General features: G+C 37.6%; 19 protein-coding genes. 11 read left to right on the forward strand and 8 right to left on the reverse strand.

Annotation, left to right across the window (positions count from 1 at the left end; all coding sequences use genetic code 11):
* Positions 1 to 107 precede the first annotated feature (107 nt).
* Together ABDZ91_RS10145 and ABDZ91_RS10150 are read left to right on the forward strand one after the other, a co-directional pair.
* On the forward strand, positions 108 to 1,499 hold the full coding sequence (locus tag ABDZ91_RS10145; RefSeq protein ID WP_343798662.1) for a TldD/PmbA family protein: 1,392 nt from the start codon (positions 108 to 110) through the stop codon (positions 1,497 to 1,499).
* A 1-nt stretch (position 1,500) separates the two neighbouring features.
* Positions 1,501 to 2,859: a TldD/PmbA family protein gene (locus ABDZ91_RS10150; protein ID WP_343798663.1), complete on the forward strand. Its 1,359-nt coding sequence runs from the start codon at positions 1,501 to 1,503 to the stop codon at positions 2,857 to 2,859.
* A gap of 43 nt (positions 2,860 to 2,902) precedes the next feature.
* Here the strand turns inward: ABDZ91_RS10150 and ABDZ91_RS10155 are convergent, their stop codons facing one another.
* Positions 2,903 to 4,108, reverse strand: a complete 1,206-nt coding sequence (locus ABDZ91_RS10155; protein WP_343798665.1) for a DUF819 family protein — start codon at positions 4,106 to 4,108, stop codon at positions 2,903 to 2,905.
* Between the two features lie 230 nt (positions 4,109 to 4,338).
* Between ABDZ91_RS10155 and ABDZ91_RS10160 the strand changes: the two genes are divergently transcribed.
* Positions 4,339 to 5,529, forward strand: coding sequence for an MFS transporter (locus ABDZ91_RS10160; RefSeq protein WP_343798667.1), 1,191 nt, complete (start codon positions 4,339 to 4,341; stop codon positions 5,527 to 5,529).
* Positions 5,530 to 5,994: 465 nt separating this feature from the next.
* Entirely contained in the window at positions 5,995 to 8,178 is a 2,184-nt protein-coding gene (locus tag ABDZ91_RS10165) for a DNA topoisomerase III (protein ID WP_343798669.1), read from the forward strand.
* A 488-nt stretch (positions 8,179 to 8,666) separates the two neighbouring features.
* Here ABDZ91_RS10165 and ABDZ91_RS10170 read toward each other — a convergent pair whose 3' ends face one another.
* Positions 8,667 to 9,287, reverse strand: coding sequence for a hypothetical protein (locus ABDZ91_RS10170; RefSeq protein ID WP_343798671.1), 621 nt, complete (start codon positions 9,285 to 9,287; stop codon positions 8,667 to 8,669).
* A 136-nt stretch (positions 9,288 to 9,423) separates the two neighbouring features.
* On the opposite strand from ABDZ91_RS10170, the gene ABDZ91_RS10175 reads away from it, so the two are divergent.
* A complete protein-coding gene (locus ABDZ91_RS10175; protein ID WP_343798673.1) occupies positions 9,424 to 9,987 on the forward strand; it encodes a YdcF family protein in 564 nt (187 codons plus the stop codon).
* Positions 9,988 to 10,069: 82 nt separating this feature from the next.
* Here the strand turns inward: ABDZ91_RS10175 and ABDZ91_RS10180 are convergent, their stop codons facing one another.
* Positions 10,070 to 11,566, reverse strand: a complete 1,497-nt coding sequence (locus ABDZ91_RS10180) for an esterase/lipase family protein (protein WP_343798675.1) — start codon at positions 11,564 to 11,566, stop codon at positions 10,070 to 10,072.
* Positions 11,567 to 12,057: 491 nt separating this feature from the next.
* On the opposite strand from ABDZ91_RS10180, the gene ABDZ91_RS10185 reads away from it, so the two are divergent.
* On the forward strand, positions 12,058 to 12,255 hold the full coding sequence (locus ABDZ91_RS10185; RefSeq protein WP_343798677.1) for a cold-inducible protein YdjO-related protein: 198 nt from the start codon (positions 12,058 to 12,060) through the stop codon (positions 12,253 to 12,255).
* Between the two features lie 115 nt (positions 12,256 to 12,370).
* Positions 12,371 to 13,249, forward strand: coding sequence for a CvfB family protein (locus tag ABDZ91_RS10190; RefSeq protein WP_343798680.1), 879 nt, complete (start codon positions 12,371 to 12,373; stop codon positions 13,247 to 13,249).
* Positions 13,250 to 13,264: 15 nt separating this feature from the next.
* Here the strand turns inward: ABDZ91_RS10190 and ABDZ91_RS10195 are convergent, their stop codons facing one another.
* Genes ABDZ91_RS10195 through ABDZ91_RS10215 form a run of 5 tightly spaced genes read right to left on the reverse strand, consistent with a single transcriptional unit; the run spans position 13,265 to position 18,444 of the window.
* Positions 13,265 to 14,554 (reverse strand): F390 synthetase-related protein, encoded by a 1,290-nt coding sequence (locus ABDZ91_RS10195; RefSeq protein ID WP_343798681.1) that lies wholly within the window; start codon positions 14,552 to 14,554, stop codon positions 13,265 to 13,267.
* Positions 14,538 to 15,383: an MBL fold metallo-hydrolase gene (locus ABDZ91_RS10200; protein WP_343798683.1), complete on the reverse strand. Its 846-nt coding sequence runs from the start codon at positions 15,381 to 15,383 to the stop codon at positions 14,538 to 14,540. Before ABDZ91_RS10200 ends, ABDZ91_RS10195 begins: the two co-directional genes overlap by 17 nt.
* Positions 15,352 to 16,341, reverse strand: a complete 990-nt coding sequence (locus tag ABDZ91_RS10205; protein WP_343798684.1) for an NAD-dependent epimerase/dehydratase family protein — start codon at positions 16,339 to 16,341, stop codon at positions 15,352 to 15,354. The genes ABDZ91_RS10200 and ABDZ91_RS10205 overlap by 32 nt, the downstream gene beginning before the upstream one ends.
* Positions 16,338 to 17,477 (reverse strand): ATP-grasp domain-containing protein, encoded by a 1,140-nt coding sequence (locus tag ABDZ91_RS10210; RefSeq protein ID WP_343798685.1) that lies wholly within the window; start codon positions 17,475 to 17,477, stop codon positions 16,338 to 16,340. The genes ABDZ91_RS10205 and ABDZ91_RS10210 overlap by 4 nt, the downstream gene beginning before the upstream one ends.
* Positions 17,467 to 18,444 (reverse strand): beta-ketoacyl-ACP synthase III, encoded by a 978-nt coding sequence (locus ABDZ91_RS10215; RefSeq protein WP_343798686.1) that lies wholly within the window; start codon positions 18,442 to 18,444, stop codon positions 17,467 to 17,469. Before ABDZ91_RS10215 ends, ABDZ91_RS10210 begins: the two co-directional genes overlap by 11 nt.
* A 309-nt stretch (positions 18,445 to 18,753) precedes the next feature.
* Here ABDZ91_RS10215 and cspD point away from each other — a divergent pair, with 309 nt between their 5' ends.
* The 4 genes from cspD (at position 18,754) to pabC (ending at position 22,290) form a co-directional block, all read left to right on the forward strand.
* Entirely contained in the window at positions 18,754 to 18,954 is a 201-nt protein-coding gene (gene cspD, locus ABDZ91_RS10220) for a cold-shock protein CspD (RefSeq protein WP_343798687.1), read from the forward strand.
* A 454-nt stretch (positions 18,955 to 19,408) separates the two neighbouring features.
* A complete protein-coding gene (locus ABDZ91_RS10225; RefSeq protein WP_343798688.1) occupies positions 19,409 to 20,818 on the forward strand; it encodes an anthranilate synthase component I family protein in 1,410 nt (469 codons plus the stop codon).
* Positions 20,815 to 21,399 carry an aminodeoxychorismate/anthranilate synthase component II gene (gene pabA, locus ABDZ91_RS10230; RefSeq protein ID WP_343798689.1) on the forward strand — a complete coding sequence of 195 codons (585 nt, stop codon included), beginning with the start codon at positions 20,815 to 20,817 and terminating at the stop codon, positions 21,397 to 21,399. Before ABDZ91_RS10225 ends, pabA begins: the two co-directional genes overlap by 4 nt.
* Before the next feature lie 27 nt (positions 21,400 to 21,426).
* Entirely contained in the window at positions 21,427 to 22,290 is an 864-nt protein-coding gene (pabC, locus tag ABDZ91_RS10235; protein WP_343798690.1) for an aminodeoxychorismate lyase, read from the forward strand.
* Positions 22,291 to 22,414: the final 124 nt, after the last annotated feature.

Here is a 22,414-nt window from a genome sequence, read left to right on the forward strand (position 1 = left end):
ACCTACATAAAATCATTCGATAAACGGGTTATTTGGAATAAAAATACAGTATAATTAGAATTGTAAGAATTATCTAGATTAAAAGGATAAAGGGGGCCAAATTTCTTATGTTAAGTAAAGCAATCGTCGAAGATGTCATCAATGCTGCACTTGAAACAGGTGGAGATTTTGCAGAAGTGTTTGTAGAAGACCGATTTACAAATACGATTTACTTACAAAGCGGGATTATTGACAATAGTATGTCTGGTAGGGATTTTGGAGTGGGGATTCGAATTTTTAAAGGCTTCAATAGTACCTATACATACACAACAGATTTTTCAAAAGAAGGCTTGCTAAAAGCTGCTAGAAATGCAGCGAGTGCCTTAAAAGGTGAAGATGTCTTGAAGGCAAATAAATTGACTTCTGAGTCAGTGAATCCGATCCATCCCATTCTTTATATGCCCCAGTCAGTTGAGAAGACGAGAAAAGTCGGAGTACTAAAAAAAGCCTATGAGATTGCTAAAAACTATCACTCAAGCATTTCACAAGTAAAGCTTCGATACTTTGATGAGGAACAAAATGTATTGATTGCAAACTCAGAGGGGAAATTTGTTGAGGATAAACGTGTGAGAGGGCGAATTGCGATTAACTCTGTTGCAACAAGAGGAAATCAGATGGAATCAGGATTCTATGGCCCAGGTGCTCTTCAAGGTTTTGAATTTATGGAAAACCTAAATTTAGAACACTACGCTTCGGAGGCTTCCAGAATCGCAGTCACTATGTTAGATGCTGATCCTTGTCCTAGTGGGAAATTTCCTGTCATTATTGATAATGAATTTGGCGGTGTTATTTTCCATGAGGCTTGTGGTCACGGCTTAGAAGCTACATCGGTTGCTAAGGGCCAATCGGTTTTTGCTGGAAAAATAGGAGAAAAAGTAGCACCGGAGATTGTTTCTTATATTGATGATGGAACGCTAGAAAATGAGTGGGGCTCTATCAATATCGATGATGAAGGGGAAAAATCTCGAAAGAATGTGTTAATCGAGAATGGTATTTTAAAAGGTTATTTAATTGATAAGTTAAATGCAAGAAGGATGGGTATGGACTCAACAGGCTCAGGACGTAGACAATCGTATCGATTTGCTCCTACATCACGAATGACTAATACTTACATCGCTCCTGGAAAATCGACTCCAGAGGAAATTATCTCCAATACAGAGCATGGTATTTATACAAAGTATATGGGCGGCGGCCAAGTCAATACGACCACTGGAGATTATAACTTTGCTGTTATGGAAGCATATATGGTCAAGAATGGAAAAATCGATAAACCAATTAAAGGAGCAACTCTAATAGGAAATGGACCGAAAACGTTACAACTTGTTGATATGGTTGGGAATAATCTTGGACACGGGGCAGGAATGTGTGGCTCCGTAAGCGGAAGTATCCCAGTAAATGTCGGTCAACCAATGATTCGTGTTAGTGAAATGACGGTTGGCGGTAGAAAGGGGGACCAATAACATGAATGTACAAGATTTTAAGGAAAAGTTATTTTCAGAAGGTAAATCCATTGGTTTTTCCGATATGGAGCTTTATTATCAGAAATCGGATATTTTTAACTGTGAATTGTTCAAAGGAGAAGTTGAAAAATTTACGACTTCAGAAGAAATGGGTGTTTCTTTCCGTGGACTTTATAATGGGAAAATGGGATACGCCTATACGGAGAAATTAGATGGGGAGTCTGTATATTTCCTTTTGGAAAATGCAAAGGAAAATTCTTTAATTATTGAGGATGCAGAACCAGAAGAAATCTTTTCTGGTAGTGAAAGATATGAAAATGTAAACTTTTATTCTGAAACTCTATCTAAGATATCAAATGAAGAAAAAATTGATTTTATGAAGAAAGTGGATAAGGAAATTTATGCTCAAGATGAAAGGGTTGTAGGGACAGATTTCTTTATTTTAGAGAGTGCAGAAGTAGAAAGTGCTCTGTTTAATAGTAAAGGTTTAGAACTACTCGATCGTAAAAATTATTTGGTCTTTGCTGTATATGTCATTGTAAAAGAAAATGATGTCGTAAAAACAGCTGGGCATTTTGAAGTTGTCCAGAATTTGGATGAGTTAGATGCCGGTAAGATTGCTTCTACTGCAGTAGAAGAAGCATTATCTTATTTGAACCCTATGTCTATTCCTAGTAAGGAGTATCCCGTTTTATTAAGAAATGATACGGCAGCAAGCTTGATTTCCACTTTTACGCCTATATTCTCTGCTGAGAATGCTCAACAAGGAATGTCTCAGTTAAAAGGGAAAGAAGGGGAACAAATAGCTGGAGAAAATGTTTGTCTCATTGATGATCCATTTAGAAAAGATGGTATGTTTAGTCGAATTTTTGATGCGGAGGGAGTGGCATCCTCAAAAGTTTCTATTATCAAAAATGGGAAGCTAAATACGTTATTTCACAATTTAAAAACGGCTAAAAAGGCAGGTGTTGAAACAACAGGGCATGCCTTTAAAAACTCTTACAAGGGCTCTGTAACGGTTGCTCCATCGAATCTGTATGTACAGCCAGGTATTAAGAGCTATGAAATGTTAGTAGGAGAAATGAAGGAAGGAGTAATTATTACAGAGCTATCAGGTCTGCATTCCGGTACAAATCAAATTTCGGGAGACTTCTCAGTAGCAGCAACAGGCTACTATGTAAAAGATGGAAGAATTCAATCGGCTGCAAATCAAATGACCATTGCAGGAAATTTCTTTGAACTATTAAACCAAATAGAAGAAATTGGCTCTGATCTTAAGTTTTCATTTGGAGTTCCAGGTTCTGGGTACGTAGGCTCCCCAACTTTATTAGTAAGTGGGTTATCCGTAACGGTTGAATAAATAAAGAAAAGCTGCCCTTTAATGGTCAGCTTTTCTATTGAAATTATAAGTAGAATGTCGATACCCATTCAGCAAGATAAGCTGTCAGAACCGCGGCATAGGTTCCGACCACATTTCCTAAAATCCCCATTAATAGTCCAACCGGTGCTAGTGAAGGTTGGAATACAGAAGCGACAACGGGTGCTGAGCTTGTCCCACCAATGTTTCCTTGTGACCCTACTGCAACGAAGAATAGGGGAGCACGAAGTAAACGAGCCGCTAAGAAGATAATGAGCACGTGGATGGCTAACCATACAATTCCCATTAATACATATTGAGGTGCATCCACCACATATGCTAAATCAGCTTTTGCCCCGATGGTAGCAAGTAAGATATATATACCCGCATACCCCACTTTACTAGCTCCGTAATTCTCAAGTTTTCGAATAGGAGTAAATGAAAACAGAATACCAACAGCAGAAACAATCATTATTGTCCAGGTACTAGCTGATAAGACAGAAGATTGTGGAAGAGTTTCAGAAAACATACGAATGAGATATGAAACCCCGAAACCAAGTCCAATAATTGCCACCAACTGAGGTACATCAATCGGCTTCGAATTCTTTTTTTGTAATTCTCCCATATCTTCATTTACTTTTTTTATTACTGAGTTATCTGCTCGGTTCCAGCGATTAAAGCGATCTTGGAATCCAGCTAGGAAAATCATGATTCCCATCCAGCTGTATCCGACAACTGTATCCACCACGATAATCGGTGCCAAAATGTTTTCAGGTGTTCCTGTTGCATCAATTAAAGCTGCCATATTGGCACTTCCGCCAATCCAGCTTCCAGCAAGTGCAGCTACACCTGTCCATGCTTCAGCAGGCAGAAACGGTTGGAATATAGCCAGTGCAATTGGGCCACCTATGATAACGCCAAGGGTCCCTGCGAAGAACATCATAATTGCTTTTGGTCCTAATTTTAATGTAGCAGGTACATTAGCTGACAATAGCAATAGTAAAAGTCCTACAGGTAGGATGTATGTAGATACAAAGTCATATAGGGTTGAGCTTGATGGAATGATTCCAAGGGTGGTTGAAATCATTGGTAAAAAATACGTCCAAATCAAAGGTGGTGCATAATGAAAAAACTTTTGTAAGATAGGATTTTTGGACTGTCCTAGGACAAATAGAATCCCTAACAGTGATGTTAAATAAGCAAAGATAGCCATTGGCTCTTGTATCAATGCTGTTTGTGAAAGGATAGCCAAAATATATCTCCTCCTATTTTTATTTTTGACTATGTTATTTTAGCAATGAAAACGATTTCTATCAAACTATTTTAGAATAATATATTCTTCGGTGGTTATTTCTTTAGAGATTATGTGGTATTCAGAAGATTTAATCTTTTGGTGGAATTTACAGGAAACTCTCGACAAAGTATAAAGATGGGAGTAAGGTGTTCTATATATAATTAAGAGGTGTTCCGCTGGAGGATAGAATGAACGAACAAAAGAAGACTATACTCACATTTCAAATATTTTTTCTCATCGTTTACTTTGGTTTTGGAGGAATTACCCCACTATTAAGTGTGTACTTAAGTCAAGAGCAAGGGCTAAATGGATACCAGATTGGAACGATTATGTCTATTGGTCCTATCATTATGATCTTTTTTCAACCAATATGGGGTATTATTTGTGACCTAACCAATGCACCAACAAGAATAATTTCGTTCTTAACCGTCATTACGGGGATCATTGGCTTAGGCTATTTATTTTTAGACCAATATGTTTGGTTGATTGTCATAGCTCTCTTTCTCGCCATTTTTCAAAGTGGAATTAACCCTATTTCGGATAGTATTGCATTAAAGTATACAGCAGAACGGAACTTAAACTATGGAAACATTCGTTTATTTGGTTCGTTAGGATTTGGTTTAGCTGTTTTTATAATGGGAAGATTATCAGAAACTTCTTTAGGACTAGATGTAATCTTTTATTCACTTTTTATTACTCTAGTTATTTCATCATTTATTATTACAAAGGCACCAAAAGAACGGGCTACGACCAAACTCAATATAAAAGAAGGAATAAAGCAATTCCTATTCTTACCTAAATTTTTGCTTTTCTTATTGGTGGCATTTCTAATTTTGGGTCCTAATTTGGCTAATAATACGTATTTCGGGCTCTTTGTTGAAGGGTCTGGAGGGACCTTTACAGGAATCGGGATTGCATTTTTAATTGCTGTTTTATCTGAAATTCCATTCATGCAGGTTGCGAAAGCGTGGGTCATGAGGTTAGGGATTTTACACGTCAGTTTGATTGCAGGTGTTGTGTCATTGATAAGATGGGGAATCTATGTAGCTCAACCTGACCTTTGGTTAATTTATTCCTCAGCCTTTCTACAGGGTGCAGCGATTGGTCTCTTTATTCCAGTAGGTCTTCAATATGTTCGCGAGATTACACCGCCTGAAATGGCTGCTACTGCGATTACAATTTATGCATCTATCTCAGGTGGGTTAGGAAACTGGTTTAGTACATTTTTTGGTGGAATTATTTATGAAGAGGCAAGTATATTTATCGTTTATTTCTTCTTCAGTATATTAACGGCTTTAGGAATCTTATTAAATCTCTGGCTCCTACATTTGGATAGGAAAAGTAGAGTCAATAAATCGATGAAGGCGATAAGTGCCTAACACTATAGGGGTAGGGAACAGTGAAATGTTCTTTACTCCTTTTTTTGTTTGATCTGGTGTTGAATATTTGTGGCAAAATAGTTTTCGCGCTAAATATGGTTAATTATGGTATAAACGGCACAGAAACATGAGTTTGTGTTCCGAATATGGATAATTATGGTATAAACGGCACAGAAACATGAGTTTGCGTTCCAAATATGGATAAATATGGTGTAAACGGCACAGAAACATGAGTTTGCGTTCCAAATATGGATAAATATGGTATAAACGGCGCAGAAACATGAGTTTGCGTTTTAAATATGGATAATCATGACATAAACAGCACAGAAAAACCTGTGTTTTTTTCTGGACATGTGTGAAATGCACAAAAACTACAGTTTGCTTCCTGTCGTTATTTCGATCGGTCCCGTTTATGATAAGATAGGGGATACAACTAGGTTTTTAGTTAGAAAGGATGTATACATATTGTCAAAGAAGTTAGTTTTAGCAGAAAAACCTTCCGTAGGTCGAGATATAGCTAGAGTTTTGCAATGTAATAAAAAGGGGAATGGATTTTTAGAAGGGTCACAATATATCGTAACTTGGGCTTTAGGGCATCTAGTTACATTGGCAGATCCCGAAGTGTATGACAATAAGTACAAATCTTGGAACATAGAATACCTACCCATGCTACCTTCACCATTAAAGTTAGTCGTGATAAAACAAACGGGAAAACAGTTTAGTGTGGTTAAGAACCAAATGGCGCGTTCCGATGTGTCTGAAATTATCATTGCAACGGATGCAGGTAGAGAAGGGGAACTTGTTGCAAGATGGATTATTGAGAAGGCAAGAGTTCATAAGCCCATCAAACGACTTTGGATTTCTTCTGTAACCGATAAAGCTATTAAAGAAGGCTTCTCGAACCTTAAGAACGGAAAAGCATACGAGAATTTATATGCTTCTGCACAAGCACGTTCTGAAGCAGACTGGTACGTAGGTATGAATGCTACAAGGGCACTAACAACCAAATATAATGCTCAGCTTTCCTGTGGGCGTGTTCAGACTCCGACACTAGCCATGATTGCAGCTAGAGAGGAAGAGATTAAGAACTTTAAACCGAAATCGTTCTTTGGTATATCTGCTGAAACAGATCAGCTTAAATTATCATGGCAGGATGGAAAGACAAAGGACCACAAGACATTTCAAAAGGAAAAAATCGAATCCATTTTGAAAGCTCTTCATAATCAAAAGATGGTGGTTGAACATGTTTCTAAAAACCACAAGAAAAGTTATTCCCCCCAATTGTATGATTTAACGGAGCTTCAGCGGGATGCACATCGAATTTTTGGTTTCTCGGCAAAAGAAACGTTGTCGACCATGCAAAAATTATATGAACAGCACAAGTTGGTTACGTATCCAAGAACAGATTCTCGTTTTCTGTCTACCGATATTGTGGACACTTTAAAGGACAGGGTAGATGCCTGTCGGATTCAACCATATGCGAAAGTGGCGAGTAAGATTATAAGAGGACCGGTCAAGGTAAATAAATCCTTCGTGGATAATAGTAAGGTCTCCGATCACCATGCCATTATCCCAACGGAACAGGCGGCTAATTTACAAAAACTAAATGATAAAGAAAGAAAAATATATGACCTCATTGTGAAAAGATTTCTTTCAGTTCTTCTTCCACCTTTTGAATTTGAACAAATTGTTCTCGAAGCAAAAAGTGGAGGAGAAACGTTTGTTGCTAGAGGGAAAAGAGTGCTATCCCTTGGCTGGAAGGAAGTGTTTGAACACCAGGAAGATGATGGTGAGCAGGAAGATTTGGACCAATCCATTCCTGATGTTCAAAAAGGGCAAGAATTAAAAGTTAATCGTCTGACAATGACTTCTGGCGAGACAAAACCGCCTAAGCCGTTTAATGAAGGAACCTTACTATCAGCTATGGAAAACCCGACTAAGTATATGGCGGGTGAGAGTAAGGATTTGATTCAAACAATCGGTAAAACAGGTGGTTTAGGTACGGTAGCGACTAGAGCCGATATCATTGAAAAACTGTTTAACAGCTTTCTTATTGAGGCAAAAGGGAAAGATATTTTTATAACCAATAAGGGAAAACAATTATTGGAGCTAGTACCAGAGGATTTACGGTCTCCATCCTTAACGGCACAATGGGAGCAAAAGCTAGAGCTAATTGCTAACGGAAAGCTTCCAAAGAAGGTATTTATTAAAGAAATTATTGATTATACAAAGGAAGCAGTTTCTGAAGTTAAAAATAGTGAAGCACGCTTTAAACATGATAATATGACAGGAACACGATGCCCGGATTGCGGAAAGCTAATGCTCGAAGTAAATGGGAAAAAGGGTAAAATGCTGGTGTGCCAAGACCGTGAATGTGGACATCGGAAAAACATATCTAAGGTAACGAATGCAAGATGTTTAAACTGTCACAAACGGTTAGAGCTACGAGGGGAAGGAGAAGGGCAAATCTTCTTCTGTAAATGTGGTCACCGTGAGAAAGTGTCAGCCTTCCAAAAAAGAAGGAAAGAAAATCAGAACTCTAAGGCAAGTAAGCGGGATGTAAATCAATACTTGAAAAAGAATAATAAGGAAGAACCCATTAACACAGCTTTGGCAGATGCGTTAGCGAAGTTGAAATTGGATAAGTAAACAGTTTTAAACTAGAAATAGTGAGCTGCCTGATTTGGCAAATAAATAAAGGATGCGGGGGGAATACACATTCTCCGCATCTTTTTATATGTATTTGATTGTTTATGAAACTATGTGGACTTCTGCTATTTTCCAGGGCCTTTGACACGATTTAAAACAAATAACGGAACTCCTGTCCACTTTATTTAGCTATCCGGACACAGGTTCCGTTATTTTAATAAAAATGCCGGTTTTCGAGGACTGAACGGACACACGTTCCGCTAATCGCCTATTTTGACTGTGTTTCTCGCTGATTTTTACCAATTAGCGGATTCTCTGTCCGCAAAACCATTATAAACACGCTTTTTTAAGCAAATAACGGAACTCCTGTCCACTTCATTTAGTCATGCGGACACAGGTTCCGCTATTTTTATGAAAGTGCTGGTTTTATTGAATAGCTTACAACCTAAGCAGTCCATTACAATCTCTCCTATACTACTTTCCGATTTTTACCTATTGGTTCTTGCGTTAAATTCTTTTAGCCACTCCAGATCAATCGGACCATTCAAAACTTTGTAATAGTCAGTACCTATTAACATATAATGTTCGTTTATCCAAAGCATGGCAACTACTGGACCTCTCCAGCCTTTTTCATTTTCCCAAGAATACCTAAATATTGGCCCTGTTAATCCAGGTCCATCTTTCAACTTTTGCACCTGATATTGGGATAGAAATTCTAGTAGTTCATTAATATTTTCTGAATCATGAATGGTTTGTGTATTGGTAGTTGCTGAACTAATATAGATTACAGTAGGATAACTGAATGATTCTAGAATATTATTTAATGGTTTTTCACGGTAGTCATCCCAATATCGAATACCCCAGACACAACTAGAGAAAAAAATAACGGACCCCACGATTATTGCACGCCTTCTAGGAGGCAGAATTCCGTTTTCCTCATTTACTAACCAATTATAAATCCGCTTGCATGTCAGTAAAGATATTAAACCAGTAAACGTCCAAATATATAAATACATCACAGTATGAGGGGGTTCCGGAAATAATGAAACAATGAAATTTAGGAAGGTGAAGATCACAAAGTAAAGAACAATACTTATAAATTTTTTCAAAACGTTCACTCCCATCTTACTCCTATGTATATTTTAACAGTTTATTCCATGTATTCTATCAAAAACAATTTTTATAACCCAAAATACCACGATTTTCTAGTAAACTAGAAGAAAATGAAAATCTTAAGGAGATCTGATGAAGAAGTTGGTTTATATAACTGCAGTCATTATAGTGTTATTGATTAGTCTGGTTCTATATTTGAATTACCAAGTCAATTCAACAGCGAAACAAACTCCCCCTCAAAATGCAGAGTATCTTATTATTCTGGGGGCGAAGGTAAATGGAACTGAGCTTTCATTAAGCTTGTTGTATCGGGCAAATAAAGCGTTAGAGTATCTTCAGGAGAACCCAGATACAATAGCGATTGTAACAGGTGGTCAGGGACCAGGGGAGGAAATGACGGAAGCGGATGCTGTCCGACGATATTTAATTGAAAACGGCATTGATACAGAAAAAATATGGGTCGAAGATAAATCCACTTCAACTTATGAAAATCTGGAATTTACAAAGGAATTATATGATGTAAAAGAAGCCGTAATTGTAAGTAATGACTTTCATTTATATAGGGCAACAGAACTTGCTGAAAAAGTAGGGATTAAGGGGTATCCACTTGCCGCTAAGACACCAGAAATCGTTGAGTTTACGCTAAATGTACGGGAGTATGCAGCTATTATTAAAATGTATTTAACGGGAAGATGATCAAAACCAGAAACTGCTATCACAAGATGATGTCAAAAGTAAAAAACCCCCGCCGTTCACTCACTCAGGCAGGGGTTTTCTCTTATTCGATCATGTTTCCATCCTTGTCAATAAAGACTGATTTTACAAATGTACGATTAAAGGATGTACCCTTGGCAGATTTACCTTCTATATCAACAGTCAAGTTGTAAATACCTTCTCCAAGATGAGGAATGGAGACTTTTGGTTCTCCATCTTTATTCGAAAGCTTTACCTTTTGGGATTTTAGTTTTCCGTTTTTATAGTACTCAACTGAAATTGTGGTATTTATTTTTCCTTTTTCAAAGGCATTGCCATTTGATTGAACCGTCACATCTAATAATTTACTAATTGAAACATCTAGATCATGATTTACTCCATCTTTGAAGTTCACGTTTAATAGATAATTTTCTTTCTTAGATTGAGCTTCTACTCTCCATTCACCAGGAGTTGGATTTGGAATTTGGATGGAATGGTGATAGGCACCAGCAAATACACTGGTTGAATCTTCTTCTATAGAAAATGTAGAATAGATTTTCCCATCAGGAGCAACTAAATTTAGTGAAGTATCTTTTTGATCACTCATCCAGTCAATTGTAATTTCAGAAACCTTATCTTCTACGACAAAGACTTCCTTTGTTTTATTGGAATAGGAGCCTCCTCTGTAATAGGTAGAGACAGCCGTGTCATTGGAAATTTCGGCAATATTGCTGGTTAAAGAATGAAGACCAGCTTCATATAAATAGGATTCGAAATAGTTGAAAGTGGAGCTTCCTTCCCGAATTTCGGAATGGTTCCAATCCCTAACAGCAATTTCTGTCGCATAAGGCAAGCGGGAGCTCTGTACAGTTACGGCTCCATCGTTAGAACCATAAGAGCTTAAGTATAGTCCTCCCCAGTAAAGGGAGCTACCAAAGCTTCCCCAACCCGTTCCTCCAAATGTATAAAATGGCACACGATTTACATTGTAGTGGTTATCCGTTTGTGATCTGAAAGTTGCCATGTATCCAGTTTGAAGAGAATAAGTTGCGTTATTTTTTCCACCAAGAATATCACCCAACCATCCAGCCCAGCTACTGTAAGCGAGGTCCGCTAACTGGGATCCATGGTGTGGGCTTGAAAGGGTAATAACCCTGTGTACATAAGGATACGCCCCGTAATGGACAAGAGCAGATTGTGTATCGATTCCGCCTTTACTATGGGCAACGACCACGACCTTTTCTCCAAAATGGTTATAGATGTCTTGGAGTTTTGAAGCCAACAGCTGCCCATTGTCCCACATATTTTCAGTAGGATATAAGTCGATAAAAGCTGTTTCATATCCATTGTTATAGGCTATATCATACATATCGTTTTCAACCCACCAGGTGGTAGCTGAACTATTTAATCCGTGAACAAATACAATAGGGGATTTAGCAGGATCTACATAGGATGGGGTGGAGCCCAAATACCACTGGCCAGGAGTGCCTTCAGGGTCCCCTTTACCAAGTGAACCAGCAAATGCTGTAAAAGGGGATAACACTAAAAGAAACATAATAAGTAATGATAATGTTCTTTTCATAATTCGCTCCTTTAATAAAAGTGTAGGAGGAAGTACTTCCGTAAAGCAGGCCTATACAAATATATGGAAAAATAAAGAAGTTATAACGGGATAATAGTCATTAGATGTCATGAGGAGAAAGGCTTGTTTTGTTTTTGATATGAGGTGAACATTCTGTTCGGTGTTGGTATCTGAGCAAGTAAGTGGAGAAGAAAAATTAATGTAGAAAAAACCAAACCTTGATTTTACATGAAAAATAGAGTATAGTAAAGGTATTGGATTAAATTTTTTAAAAAATCTTTTTTGATATGGGGTCGTATCTTCTTTTGGAAAAGGCAAACAAGAAGGCCTTTTAGAAATGATTACGCCTTTTTTTATTTTCTTATTGCTTTCCAAATTTTTCTTGATATAGAGTTTCTTTTCAAATTCTATGAGTAAATTTTGGGAGTGTTGGGTACCCTATCATTAAAATAGGATTACCTCAATCCAAATGATCATTGGGGGTTATGTTAATGTTCAACCGTAAAAACCAAGAAGAAGTAGAAAAGCTCGATACGATAGTTTGGGTTTGTTCTTCAGACGATTGTAATTGTTGGGTAAGGGATAACTTTAAAAGCAGTGAGGAACCTGCATGTCCAATCTGTGAAAGTAAAATGGAACAATCGACAAAATTTATTGAAGTGGTTCATAACCCAAGCTCAGCAATGTAGAAAACCTCAATGGAACATATATGATAAAAAAGATAAAGGTGATTCCGCCTTTATCTTTGTTTTTGTTGAATAACTTATACATAAAAGAACGACATCTCTAGGAGGAAATTAAGATATGGAACATATAGAAGCTGGAACTGTGACCACGCTTCAGGTTGAAAGGATTGCTCCCTTTGGCTACTTCTTAACAGACGGAGAAGAAGATGTACTCTTACATCAAAGTGAAGTGGATAGACAACTAGAAGTCGGAGAATCCCTATCTGTATTTATTTACCAGGATAAACAAGGAAGGTTAACAGCTACATCTAAAATCCCTAAAATCCAGGTCGGACGATACGGCTGGGCAGAAGTTGTGAATGTTGTTGAGAACTTAGGCGTATTCGTTGATATTGGAATTAACAAAGATATTTTAGTATCTTTGGACGACCTACCCTTATTTCAAAGTGTGTGGCCATCGAACGGGGATCAATTATTTTTATCCTTGAAAACGGATCGAAATGGTAGACTGTTCGGACGCCTTGCAACAGAGAATATTATTCAACAGCTCACTAAGAAAGCTCCCGAAACCATGAAAAATAATAATGTTAAAGGTCGGGTATATAGAGAATCTAAGGTAGGTACCTTTGTCCTAACAGAGGATGGGTATAGAGGGTTTGTTCATGAGTCTGAGAGACCGAAGGAACCGAGGTTAGGTGAATCAATTGAAGGACGAGTCATAGATGTAAAAAAGGATGGAACTTTAAATTTATCCCTGATCCCACGTGGACATGAAAAAATGGACGAAGATTCTGAGGCTATCTTATCTTATATGCATTCTCGAAATGGTGCTATGCCGTATAGTGACAAAAGCCAGCCAGATGATATTCTGGAGCGTTTCGGTATGAGTAAAGCTTCCTTTAAAAGGGCTTTAGGTAAACTGATGAAAGCAAACAGGATTGAACAAAGAGAAGGTTGGACATATTTTAAAGAGGAAGACCGAGAATCAAAACAATAGGCCATGAGGAACCTCTCATGGCCTTATTTCTGACACTACTCTTCTTAATTTTTGTCCTTTTTCTAATGGGAGGAAGCTCTTAAATTGTAGGATTGGTGAAACTACTTTTTGCTGGTTAAATAGGGTGGAAAACTCACTTATGATAGCCTGTTTCTCATGGTCATGTAGATCCCTTGAGACTTCAATTACTAATTCGTTATGGGTTACCTGACGAATTCGATAATTCTCTATATCGTTGGGTAATGCGTGCAATAGAGTTCTAGATAAAAGATCAGGAAAAAGCTTTTGTCTCTCTCCGTTTGTAGTCAACAAAAAGAACACATCATCCTCGCGCCCTTCAATTCTTTTTATCGTTAGAGTCTGATTGCCGCAGCTACAGCCTTCAGGATCTTCTATTAAAATGTCATTGAGTCTATATCGAATAATGGGTTGAGAAGTTCTTTTCATGTCTGTAATAATCGGGATGAAACGCAAATCGTCTACATATTCTTTTTCCACAAATACAATATCTTCATTTAGGTGAAGCTTTCCGTGTGAACAGGTACAACCTAAAAAGCCTTCCGTGCATTGATAAATTTGTCCCAAAGGTAATGAAAAGAAAGTCTCTACTTTTTCTTTTGTTTCATCTGGTAGCACTTCTGCTATGGAAAAAAGCTGTTCTACATTCTCGAAGTCGGAATGACCACAGCGTTTTATTATCTCGATCCAAACAGATGGGGGAGCAACAATGATTTCTGGATTTAGTTGACTGAGTCTCGCCACTTCTTTGTCGATATTTGAGAATAGGTCAAAGAAATGAAAGTCAATATTGCCTTCATTTGCAGTTTCATATAAATTGCTGTTTGCTCTTAAAAAAAGGGCGACTTTTCTTTTTTGAAAGATACTCCTGCCCTCTAGTACTTTAGCTAATATGGCACCAACCCATTGGTACTGCTCCCTTTCTGAAACAAGAAATATCCCTTTGTTGCCAGAGGTTCCAGATGATAGTCCCACTGTTACGCCTTTATGTGTCGGGGAGAAATCTCTAGACTTCTCAGCAGAAATGGCTACCTTTAAACATTCTTCTTTAGTCAGCCCTTTGGTATTCAGCTCATCAAAATGTTTCATCATGCTTTGCTTATTCATGATGGGATATGAGGATAGTTGATGACCGATTTCTTTATAAAATGTGGAATGTTTGTTAACAAATTTCAACTGCTGCTTTAGCCATTTTTGTTGTACTTTTTCTAGTGAATTTCTTGATTGATATTTCCTTCTATATAGTAAATAGCTGAACAAAATGTTCAGCTTACTTGTCCAATTCATAGAGAGCCTCCTTATATCTTTGATAGGATTGTTCACAATGTGAAGGGAAAATGAGGAGCTCCTGATTGTTGTTGGTTAATTTATGTAGCTTGTTAAAAGTATTTTTATATGCACTCCAACCTTCAATGACAAGCTTTGCAATAGGGTGTGGAAGTGCTTGGTGTTGGATAGACGAGAAAGACCAGCTCGCATCGGCGCATAATAATACCCATTTTTTTCTCAGTTTTAAAAACAGTCCGTACTGATGGTTCGTGTGTCCTGGTAAATGAACAGCAAACATGAGTGAATCCCCAAATAAGTCATATCCTTCAGTAAAGGGATATAACTCTTCAGGTAATCGAACATGATTCCTATCCTCGATGAAGGTAAAGTTTGTATCTTTGGGAATTAATTCTGGAATAAATGCTTTTTTTACAGCAGAAACTCCTTTTTTTCCATGAAGTTCAGTCCACTCCCATTTAGAACAAAACGTTACTTTATTTGAAAACCGGTGGTAGCCCCCGACATGGTCCGCATGGAAATGGGAAAGGAATACAGCATTGACCGCGGGTAGATCCGTCTCAAAAGAAAAAGAATTTTCCAATTTTACAGGTGTGAGCAGGCGGTATAGGGTATAAGGGAATGGGTCTGTTACATCAAAAAATGTAGAATCATAACCCGTATCAAAAAGGATCGTGCCTTCTGTTGGATGTTCAAATGTGAAAATTAAAGAGGGAAAAGCCGTCTTTTTCCAAGAGTTCATTTGATCAGCTAATTTGCCTCTTTGATAGCATTCACCTGTTTTATACACTTGTAAGCTATGAATATATCGATTTGTACCAATTGGCATAGTGAATAATTCCTTCCTCGATACTTATTAAGGGTTCGTATCCTAGTTCTTTGCGTGCCTTTTCAATACTTAGGGTTTGGGAGTTGCCCAGAACACTAACACTGTACCTTGTAATAAATGGTTCCTTCTTAATGAATGGCAATTGATAGATAGCTTCTAGGAAGTAAGCGACTCTAAAAATTACAGGGTAGGGAAGTTTCTTATACTGAACGTTTATCTTTAAGTGAGTAAATAAAAGGTCACAAAGACTTTTAAAGGAATAGGGCTCTCCGTTTGAAATGTTATAGGTTTGACCGACTTCACCCTTCTCTAAACTTAGCTCTAAGGCATGAGCCACATTTTCAACATAAGTAAGGTCAATTAAAGTCTTTCCATTATTAAATAGCGGAATGCCTTTGGTCTTATTAAGGGTGAGTAGTCTTGGTAAAATGGTTGAGTCCTCTGGTCCAAATAATCCCCTTGGACGTATGATAATGGTTTCTAATCCTTTTTCTTGGTATTGTTTCACTTTTTGTTCTGCTATATATTTCGTATGCGCATAATGGTTTGCAAACCGCTTTGGAAGCTCCGCTGTTTCTTTAACATTTGTTGCATCATTATATCGAAAATAAATGCTTGGGGTTGAAACATGAATAAAGCGCTTGACTCCGTGCTCCCTTGCGCTTTTTAAGAGATTTTCTGTAACTGTTACATTGGCTGTGTAGAATGATTGATAATCTCCCCAAGGCTCGGAAAGGGCTGCACAATGAATGATATAATGATGGTTTCTTACAAGCTCCTGACAGAAGTCCTTTTGTTGTAGGTCGCCTGGAACGAAAGAGATCCCTTCTTCTTTTAACCATTCACCCTTTTGAAGATTTCTTCCTGTCCCAGTTACGGTATAGCCTTTTTTAGATAAATATCGAACTAAATGCCCACCGAGAAAACCGGTTGCACCGGTAACTAATATTTTTTTCATTGGCTGTAATCCCCATTCCATTCAATATCTAAAGTAGTGGCTTCAATTAAGCTAATTCTTTCATGAATCATCCTTTTCCAAAGAGGAATAAGACTTAATGGTTGGGTCAAAAAGGGAAGAAGATCATCCGTATCCCACAATACATCCTTAGCCTTTAGTATAGATGGTAACCAGTCACGGTCTTTTTTTGCTAATAACATTCCAAAAATTAGGGCTTTCGTAGATTGGTAGTCTATTTGTTCTAAAGGGGTACGTTTATCTATAAGGCATGTGGCGATGACTTCTGGATTGATTAAATGAATGCCACTAGTGCAACGAGGGTTGCATTCCAATGGATAAATAAATCCATTTGTTTCCATAACATCAAAACCAATAAATCCCGTAAAGTTTATTTTTTCCACAACCTTCGTTAACCATTTTTGTATCGTAGGTCGATCTACTTTCCTAAAGTAGACGGATGATTTTCCACTTTTATAACGATTATCATAAATAGCAGAACTTAGCATTTTACCTTTATGACAAATTGCAAAGAGATTAAATTCTTTGCCTACTAATTTTTCTTGAACAACGAATGGAACAAAGGGTGAAGACTTAAGTGTAGCCAACTCTTCTAGCTTATCAACTGTAAAATCCATAACTTGAATTCCGAATCTGGAGTATACAGGTTTATATATATAAGTCTTTTGAGAATGTAAATGTAATTGTTGTAAATTGGTACTATCATTTACTAAGAATGTTTCAGGTGTATTAAAGTTCCATTTTTTCATGCTCTCAATAAAAGTAAATTTATTATGAAGGTCTAGAATCTTTGTAAAGCTATCGGTAAATACTTCACAGAATGATTGTATCGTCTCGAGATGTTCACTTATATAGTAGGACTCTTCACAAGTAGGTATTAACAAATCAATAGAGTAATCCTGAATGATCTGAATTAACTGTTGAATGAAGCTCTCTGTCTTTTGTCTTGGTGAAGCCACCTGAATGGTTTTTTCAATATATCTAGAAAACGAAGAAACCGTAATGGATAAACTTTCGGCTACATAAATCGTGTGGCCACATTTTCCGAGTGCTCTAATTAGTTCAAGAGTATAAGGAGCTCGAGCACCGGTGATGAGAATTCGTTTTTTAGTATTCAATCACTAATCCCCCAATACTTAATCCAGCAGATGTTCCTAATAACATAATAGTAGTCCCACGTTTTATATCGTGTTCTTCTAGAAGAAGATGGAGAGTAAAAGGGATGGATGCGGCAATCATATTCCCGTAATCTCTAACGATTTTAATCATTTGTCCTGGTTTTAACTGTAAACGTTTTTCCATTAAATCGATGGCACTTCCACTAGCTTGATGTGGCACTATATAATCAATGTCTTTGAGCCGGACATGAGAGGATTCGCACAAATCCTCAACAAATGTTTGGATATATTTGGAGGCAGTTTTAAATACTTTCTTCCCATCCATATGGAACAAAAAGGGAAGTTCTGAATTTGTTAGGTTAGGGTGAAGCTTGGTTCCTCCTCCAGGTATTTCAGTATAATGTACACCGCTGCTGTAGGTTCTCATTAAGGAGCCTAATAGTTTACTAGATGAAGAGGCTTCTAGAATAAATGCTGCAGCTCCATCTCCAAACAAAGAATGGGTTTTACGATCATTTTTATTCAAGCCTACTGAGCTAATTTCAGTAGAAACAAGGAGGACCTTCTTGTATTGTCCTAAATGGAGAGCATTCCCTAATAAATCAAAGGCCGTAACAAAACTTAAGCAAGTAGAATTCACATCAAAGGCCGGAATGGGGTATTCATCTCCAGCAAGCTTCTGGTGGATAAAAGAAGCAGTGCTGGGTATTGGCTGTTCCATGGTCCCACTTGCGCACACAATGCAATCTATATCTTTTATGGATAGGTTCGCTTTGGATAATGCTTGAATGGAAGCTTGAGTACCCATTTCAGAGGCTGTTTCGTCTTCCACATAATATCTTGTTCTAACTCCGGACAATGCCTCCATAGTACCAGGTGTTTCATTAAAATAGTGATCAATATCTGTGGAATAGACCTTTTTCTTTGGAAGGTATATCCCTGAACTAATAATACGTACATTTCTCATCTGCAGCACCCACATGTTTTTTATTTTTATTATAGGAGAGAAGAATATAGAAAAAAAGGAAATAAGTAGATTATTGCTTTTTTTTGGAAAAGGCATGTCCGGTAGCTTGACTTTATAGGCAAATGTATGTTTTACTTATATCACCATGTTCTCGTTATTAAAATATAGACTAAATAGATGTAAGTCGCAGTTTCCTTAAGTTGTAAGTTAACTTAAACATTACATCTTAAGCGGATTTGTGACTTTTTCTTTGGGACATGATTTTTAATGATTGGGTAATGGTTAAACAGATTTAGGAGGAATTTTTAAATGAACACTGGTAAAGTAAAATGGTTTAATGCAGAAAAAGGTTTTGGATTTATCGAAGTTGAAGGTGGAGACGACGTATTCGTACACTTCTCAGCTATCCAAGGCGAAGGTTTCAAATCTTTAGAAGAAGGTCAAACAGTAACTTTCGAAATCGTTGAAGGTAACCGTGGACCTCAAGCAGCTAACGTAACAAAAGCGTAAGTTAATCTAATGATGATGATGGCGACGTCTTATACGTCGCCTTTTATATGAAACTCTTCAGATACTCCACCACATATTAAACCCTTTCAAATAAACCATTTGAGTAATTCTAACTTCTATTCATTATTTAGTTTCCCATCTATAAGTGAACTGACATAGTAGGTAAGAGTAAGATGTAGCTTTAAATGTAGTACCTGATTCACACTGGCACGGTCTCGGAGCCGTAAGGATGAAAGAGAGGTAGGGCTTTCATTGTTTTAGGTGTTGTATGTGCCAATTGTTCATTATGTATATAATGTTCGTCATTATTTTTTAATGTTTTCAAATAGTTCTTCCTAAAATACAGCGTCTGTACGTATATCGTGCAGGCGCTTTTTAAATTTTGAGTGAAGTGTTAAGAAGAATCGATTATGATGGTACTAGTGTGAAATTTGTTTTTTTGGAGGTAACCAAAATGCAACAACCAAAAGTTTATTCAGAGACGATTCCTATGACAAAGGAAGAGTTCTTTTCATTCTATACAAAGGTACAAGAAAACTATGAGCATCACATCCTTCTTGAAAGTGGAAGAGGGGGGCAATATAGTATTGCTGGGTTACAGCCCTTTGCAGTTTTGAAATCAAGTGACAATGGCCTACATATTTATGCTGAGAAAAATAATGAACATAAAGAAGGCAATCCTCTTCATTTAGTAAAAGAATGGATGCAGAACTACGTGACCGAGACCGATGATCAATTACCTGATTTCCAAGGCGGAGCTATAGGATATATCAGCTACGACTATGCTCGTTATATAGAAAAGCTACCTTCCCTTTCAAGAAATGATTTAGAAATGCCGATTCTATACTTTTTGGTCTTTAAAGAGTGGGTTGTTTTTGAACATGAACAGGATCAGTTATGGTTTATGAACTTGGCAAGTGATGACTTGGAAGGGAAAAACACTCTTGAAAGGATGAAGCAGGAATGGCTCGAAGCAAGTGCTCATCCACAAAAGGAAGATCACTTTCTTGCAACAGATGATAAGTTGCATGTATCGATGACCGAAGAGCAGTTCATGGAAGCTGTCGAAAAAATACGGGAATATATTGCACAAGGAGATGTCTTCCAAGTTAATTTATCCGTTCGTCAGTCAAAGGTTTTATCGGCAAATCCTTTTGATATCTATAAAGAGTTACGCATATTAAATCCATCCCCCTATATGGGATATATGCATACCCCCGATTTCCAAATTGTTAGCGGTTCCCCAGAATTGTTAATTAAGAAAAAAGGGAGAGAAGTAAGTACACGTCCTATTGCAGGTACAAGATCACGTGGGAAAGATCATGAAGAAGACCTACAGCTCGCTAGGGAATTAATGGAGAATGAAAAAGAGCGAGCAGAACATGTTATGCTTGTTGACTTAGAAAGAAATGATATTGGTCGAGTCTGCGAATATGGAAGTGTTGAAGTAAATGAGTTTATGGTGATTGAAAAATATTCTCATGTGATGCATATTGTTTCAAATGTACGTGGAACCTTGGCAGTGGATAAGGATGGGTTTGATCTTATTGAAGCAACGTTTCCAGGTGGCACAATTACAGGAGCACCAAAGATAAGAACAATGGAAATCATTGAGGAGTTAGAACCCGTTCAGAGAGGAATCTATACTGGGTCCATTGGATGGATTGGGTTTGACGGTAACCTTGAATTAAATATAGTGATCCGAACGCTATTGGCGAAGAACGGTTTTGGACATATTCAGGCTGGTGCCGGCGTTGTAATTGATTCTAATCCGAAGCATGAATATAAAGAGGCACTAAAAAAAGCAGCCGCCTTGTGGAAAGCTACAGAAATGGCTGAGAAAAGACTAGGGGAAGAAAAATGATCTTAATGATTGATAACTATGATTCATTTACGTATAACCTTGTTCAATATTTAGGAGATTTAGGGCAGCAATTGGTGGTTAAGAGAAACGACGACATTACTATTAAAGAAATTGAAGAGTTGAATCCAGACTATTTAATGGTTTCTCCAGGACCATGTAGTCCTAATGAAGCGGGTATTAGTATGAAGGCTATTAAACATTTCGCCGGTAAGATTCCTATTTTTGGAGTTTGTTTAGGTCATCAATCCATTGCTCAAGTTTTTGGAGGTAAAGTAGTACGAGCTGAGAGGCTCATGCACGGAAAAACCTCTGAAATGATTCATAATGGTCAAACGATATATAAGGGGGTATCTAATCCTTTTACTGCAACACGATACCATTCACTTATTGTAAAAAAAGAGACATTACCGAATTGTTTAGAAATAACAGCTTGGACAGAAGAAGGAGAAATTATGGGACTTCGTCATAAGGAACTACCGATTGAGGGAGTGCAATTCCATCCAGAGTCTATCATGACAGGAGATGGGAAAAAGCTCTTACAAAATTTTTTAGATGCCTATTCTCCGGTTCATAAAAAGTAGTCCAAAAGTGATTGGAGTGGTTTTATTTTGTTTATATACATTAACGGCAAGATCGTCCACAAGGATGAAGTGACAATTTCTCCGTTTGACCACGGTTTCCTATATGGACTTGGTGTGTTTGAAACCTTTCGCACCTATGAGGGAAAACCTTTCCTATTTAACGAGCATTGGGATAGACTTCAACAAGGGCTTACAGAATTGAATATCCACCTAAAATTTTCAAAGGAAGAAATCTTTCATGCCGTCCAAACACTTTGTTCCAAAAATCAATGGCCTGAATCCAGACTTCGATTAAATATATCGGCTGGTGTTGGAGATGTAGGGTTACAAACTTCTCCTTATTTAGATCCAAATGTGCTTATATTTCAAAGTCCCTTACCTGAAACGAAAGTCAAACAGGTTAAAAAGCTAAAAGTTCTAAAGCGAACTCGAAACACGCCAGAGGGGGAATTTCGTTTAAAGTCCCACCACTATTTAAATAACATTCTGGCCAAGCGAGAAATTGGAGATAATCCAGCATTAGAAGGACTCTTTCTAACCACTGAAGGGTATGTAGCGGAAGGTATCGTTTCAAATGTGTTTTGGGTCAAGAGCGGGGAACTGTTCACACCTACAGTTAAGACAGGAATACTGAATGGAATAACTCGTCAGTTTGTAATGAAGCTTGCTAATTACCTTGGAATAGGAGTGCATGAAGGGTTCTATGAAATGAGTGACCTCTTGTCGGCGGACGAAGTGTTTGTTACCAATTCCATTCAAGAAATTGTCCCGATTGATGCTGTCCAAGGGGAAAAGGAGTACGGAGGATTTACACCTATAACCTACCGATTAGACAAGGCGTATCAAGTGTGTATTTTTGGAGAGAAGGCTGGACGTCCAGTTAGATTTTAATATGTGTTATCTAGCCGGACTTACGGTTCATAATTTTAATTAAAATGCCGATTTTTGAGGTGAAAACGGCCTCTCGTTCCGCTATTCGACTGTTTTAAGGACATTTCCATCCGAATTATCGCAA

The sequence above is a fragment of the Bacillus carboniphilus genome (assembly GCF_039522365.1).
In the GTDB taxonomy this organism is placed as follows: Bacteria; Bacillota; Bacilli; order Bacillales; family JC228; genus Bacillus_BF; species Bacillus_BF carboniphilus.

What these genes read in the sequence shown, in the direction of transcription:
- ABDZ91_RS10145 (WP_343798662.1), top strand. Translation starts at nt 108, where the DNA reads ATGTTAAGTAAAGCAATCGTCGAAGATGTCATCAATGCTGCACTTGAA.
- ABDZ91_RS10150 (WP_343798663.1), top strand. Translation starts at nt 1,501, where the DNA reads ATGAATGTACAAGATTTTAAGGAAAAGTTATTTTCAGAAGGTAAATCC.
- ABDZ91_RS10160 (WP_343798667.1), top strand. Translation starts at nt 4,339, where the DNA reads ATGAACGAACAAAAGAAGACTATACTCACATTTCAAATATTTTTTCTC.
- ABDZ91_RS10175 (WP_343798673.1), top strand. Translation starts at nt 9,424, where the DNA reads ATGAAGAAGTTGGTTTATATAACTGCAGTCATTATAGTGTTATTGATT.
- ABDZ91_RS10180 (WP_343798675.1), bottom strand. Translation starts at nt 11,566, where the DNA reads ATGAAAAGAACATTATCATTACTTATTATGTTTCTTTTAGTGTTATCC.
- ABDZ91_RS10185 (WP_343798677.1), top strand. Translation starts at nt 12,058, where the DNA reads ATGTTCAACCGTAAAAACCAAGAAGAAGTAGAAAAGCTCGATACGATA.
- ABDZ91_RS10190 (WP_343798680.1), top strand. Translation starts at nt 12,371, where the DNA reads ATGGAACATATAGAAGCTGGAACTGTGACCACGCTTCAGGTTGAAAGG.
- ABDZ91_RS10195 (WP_343798681.1), bottom strand. Translation starts at nt 14,554, where the DNA reads ATGAATTGGACAAGTAAGCTGAACATTTTGTTCAGCTATTTACTATAT.
- ABDZ91_RS10200 (WP_343798683.1), bottom strand. Translation starts at nt 15,383, where the DNA reads ATGCCAATTGGTACAAATCGATATATTCATAGCTTACAAGTGTATAAA.
- ABDZ91_RS10205 (WP_343798684.1), bottom strand. Translation starts at nt 16,341, where the DNA reads ATGAAAAAAATATTAGTTACCGGTGCAACCGGTTTTCTCGGTGGGCAT.
- ABDZ91_RS10215 (WP_343798686.1), bottom strand. Translation starts at nt 18,444, where the DNA reads ATGAGAAATGTACGTATTATTAGTTCAGGGATATACCTTCCAAAGAAA.
- cspD (WP_343798687.1), top strand. Translation starts at nt 18,754, where the DNA reads ATGAACACTGGTAAAGTAAAATGGTTTAATGCAGAAAAAGGTTTTGGA.
- ABDZ91_RS10225 (WP_343798688.1), top strand. Translation starts at nt 19,409, where the DNA reads ATGCAACAACCAAAAGTTTATTCAGAGACGATTCCTATGACAAAGGAA.
- pabA (WP_343798689.1), top strand. Translation starts at nt 20,815, where the DNA reads ATGATCTTAATGATTGATAACTATGATTCATTTACGTATAACCTTGTT.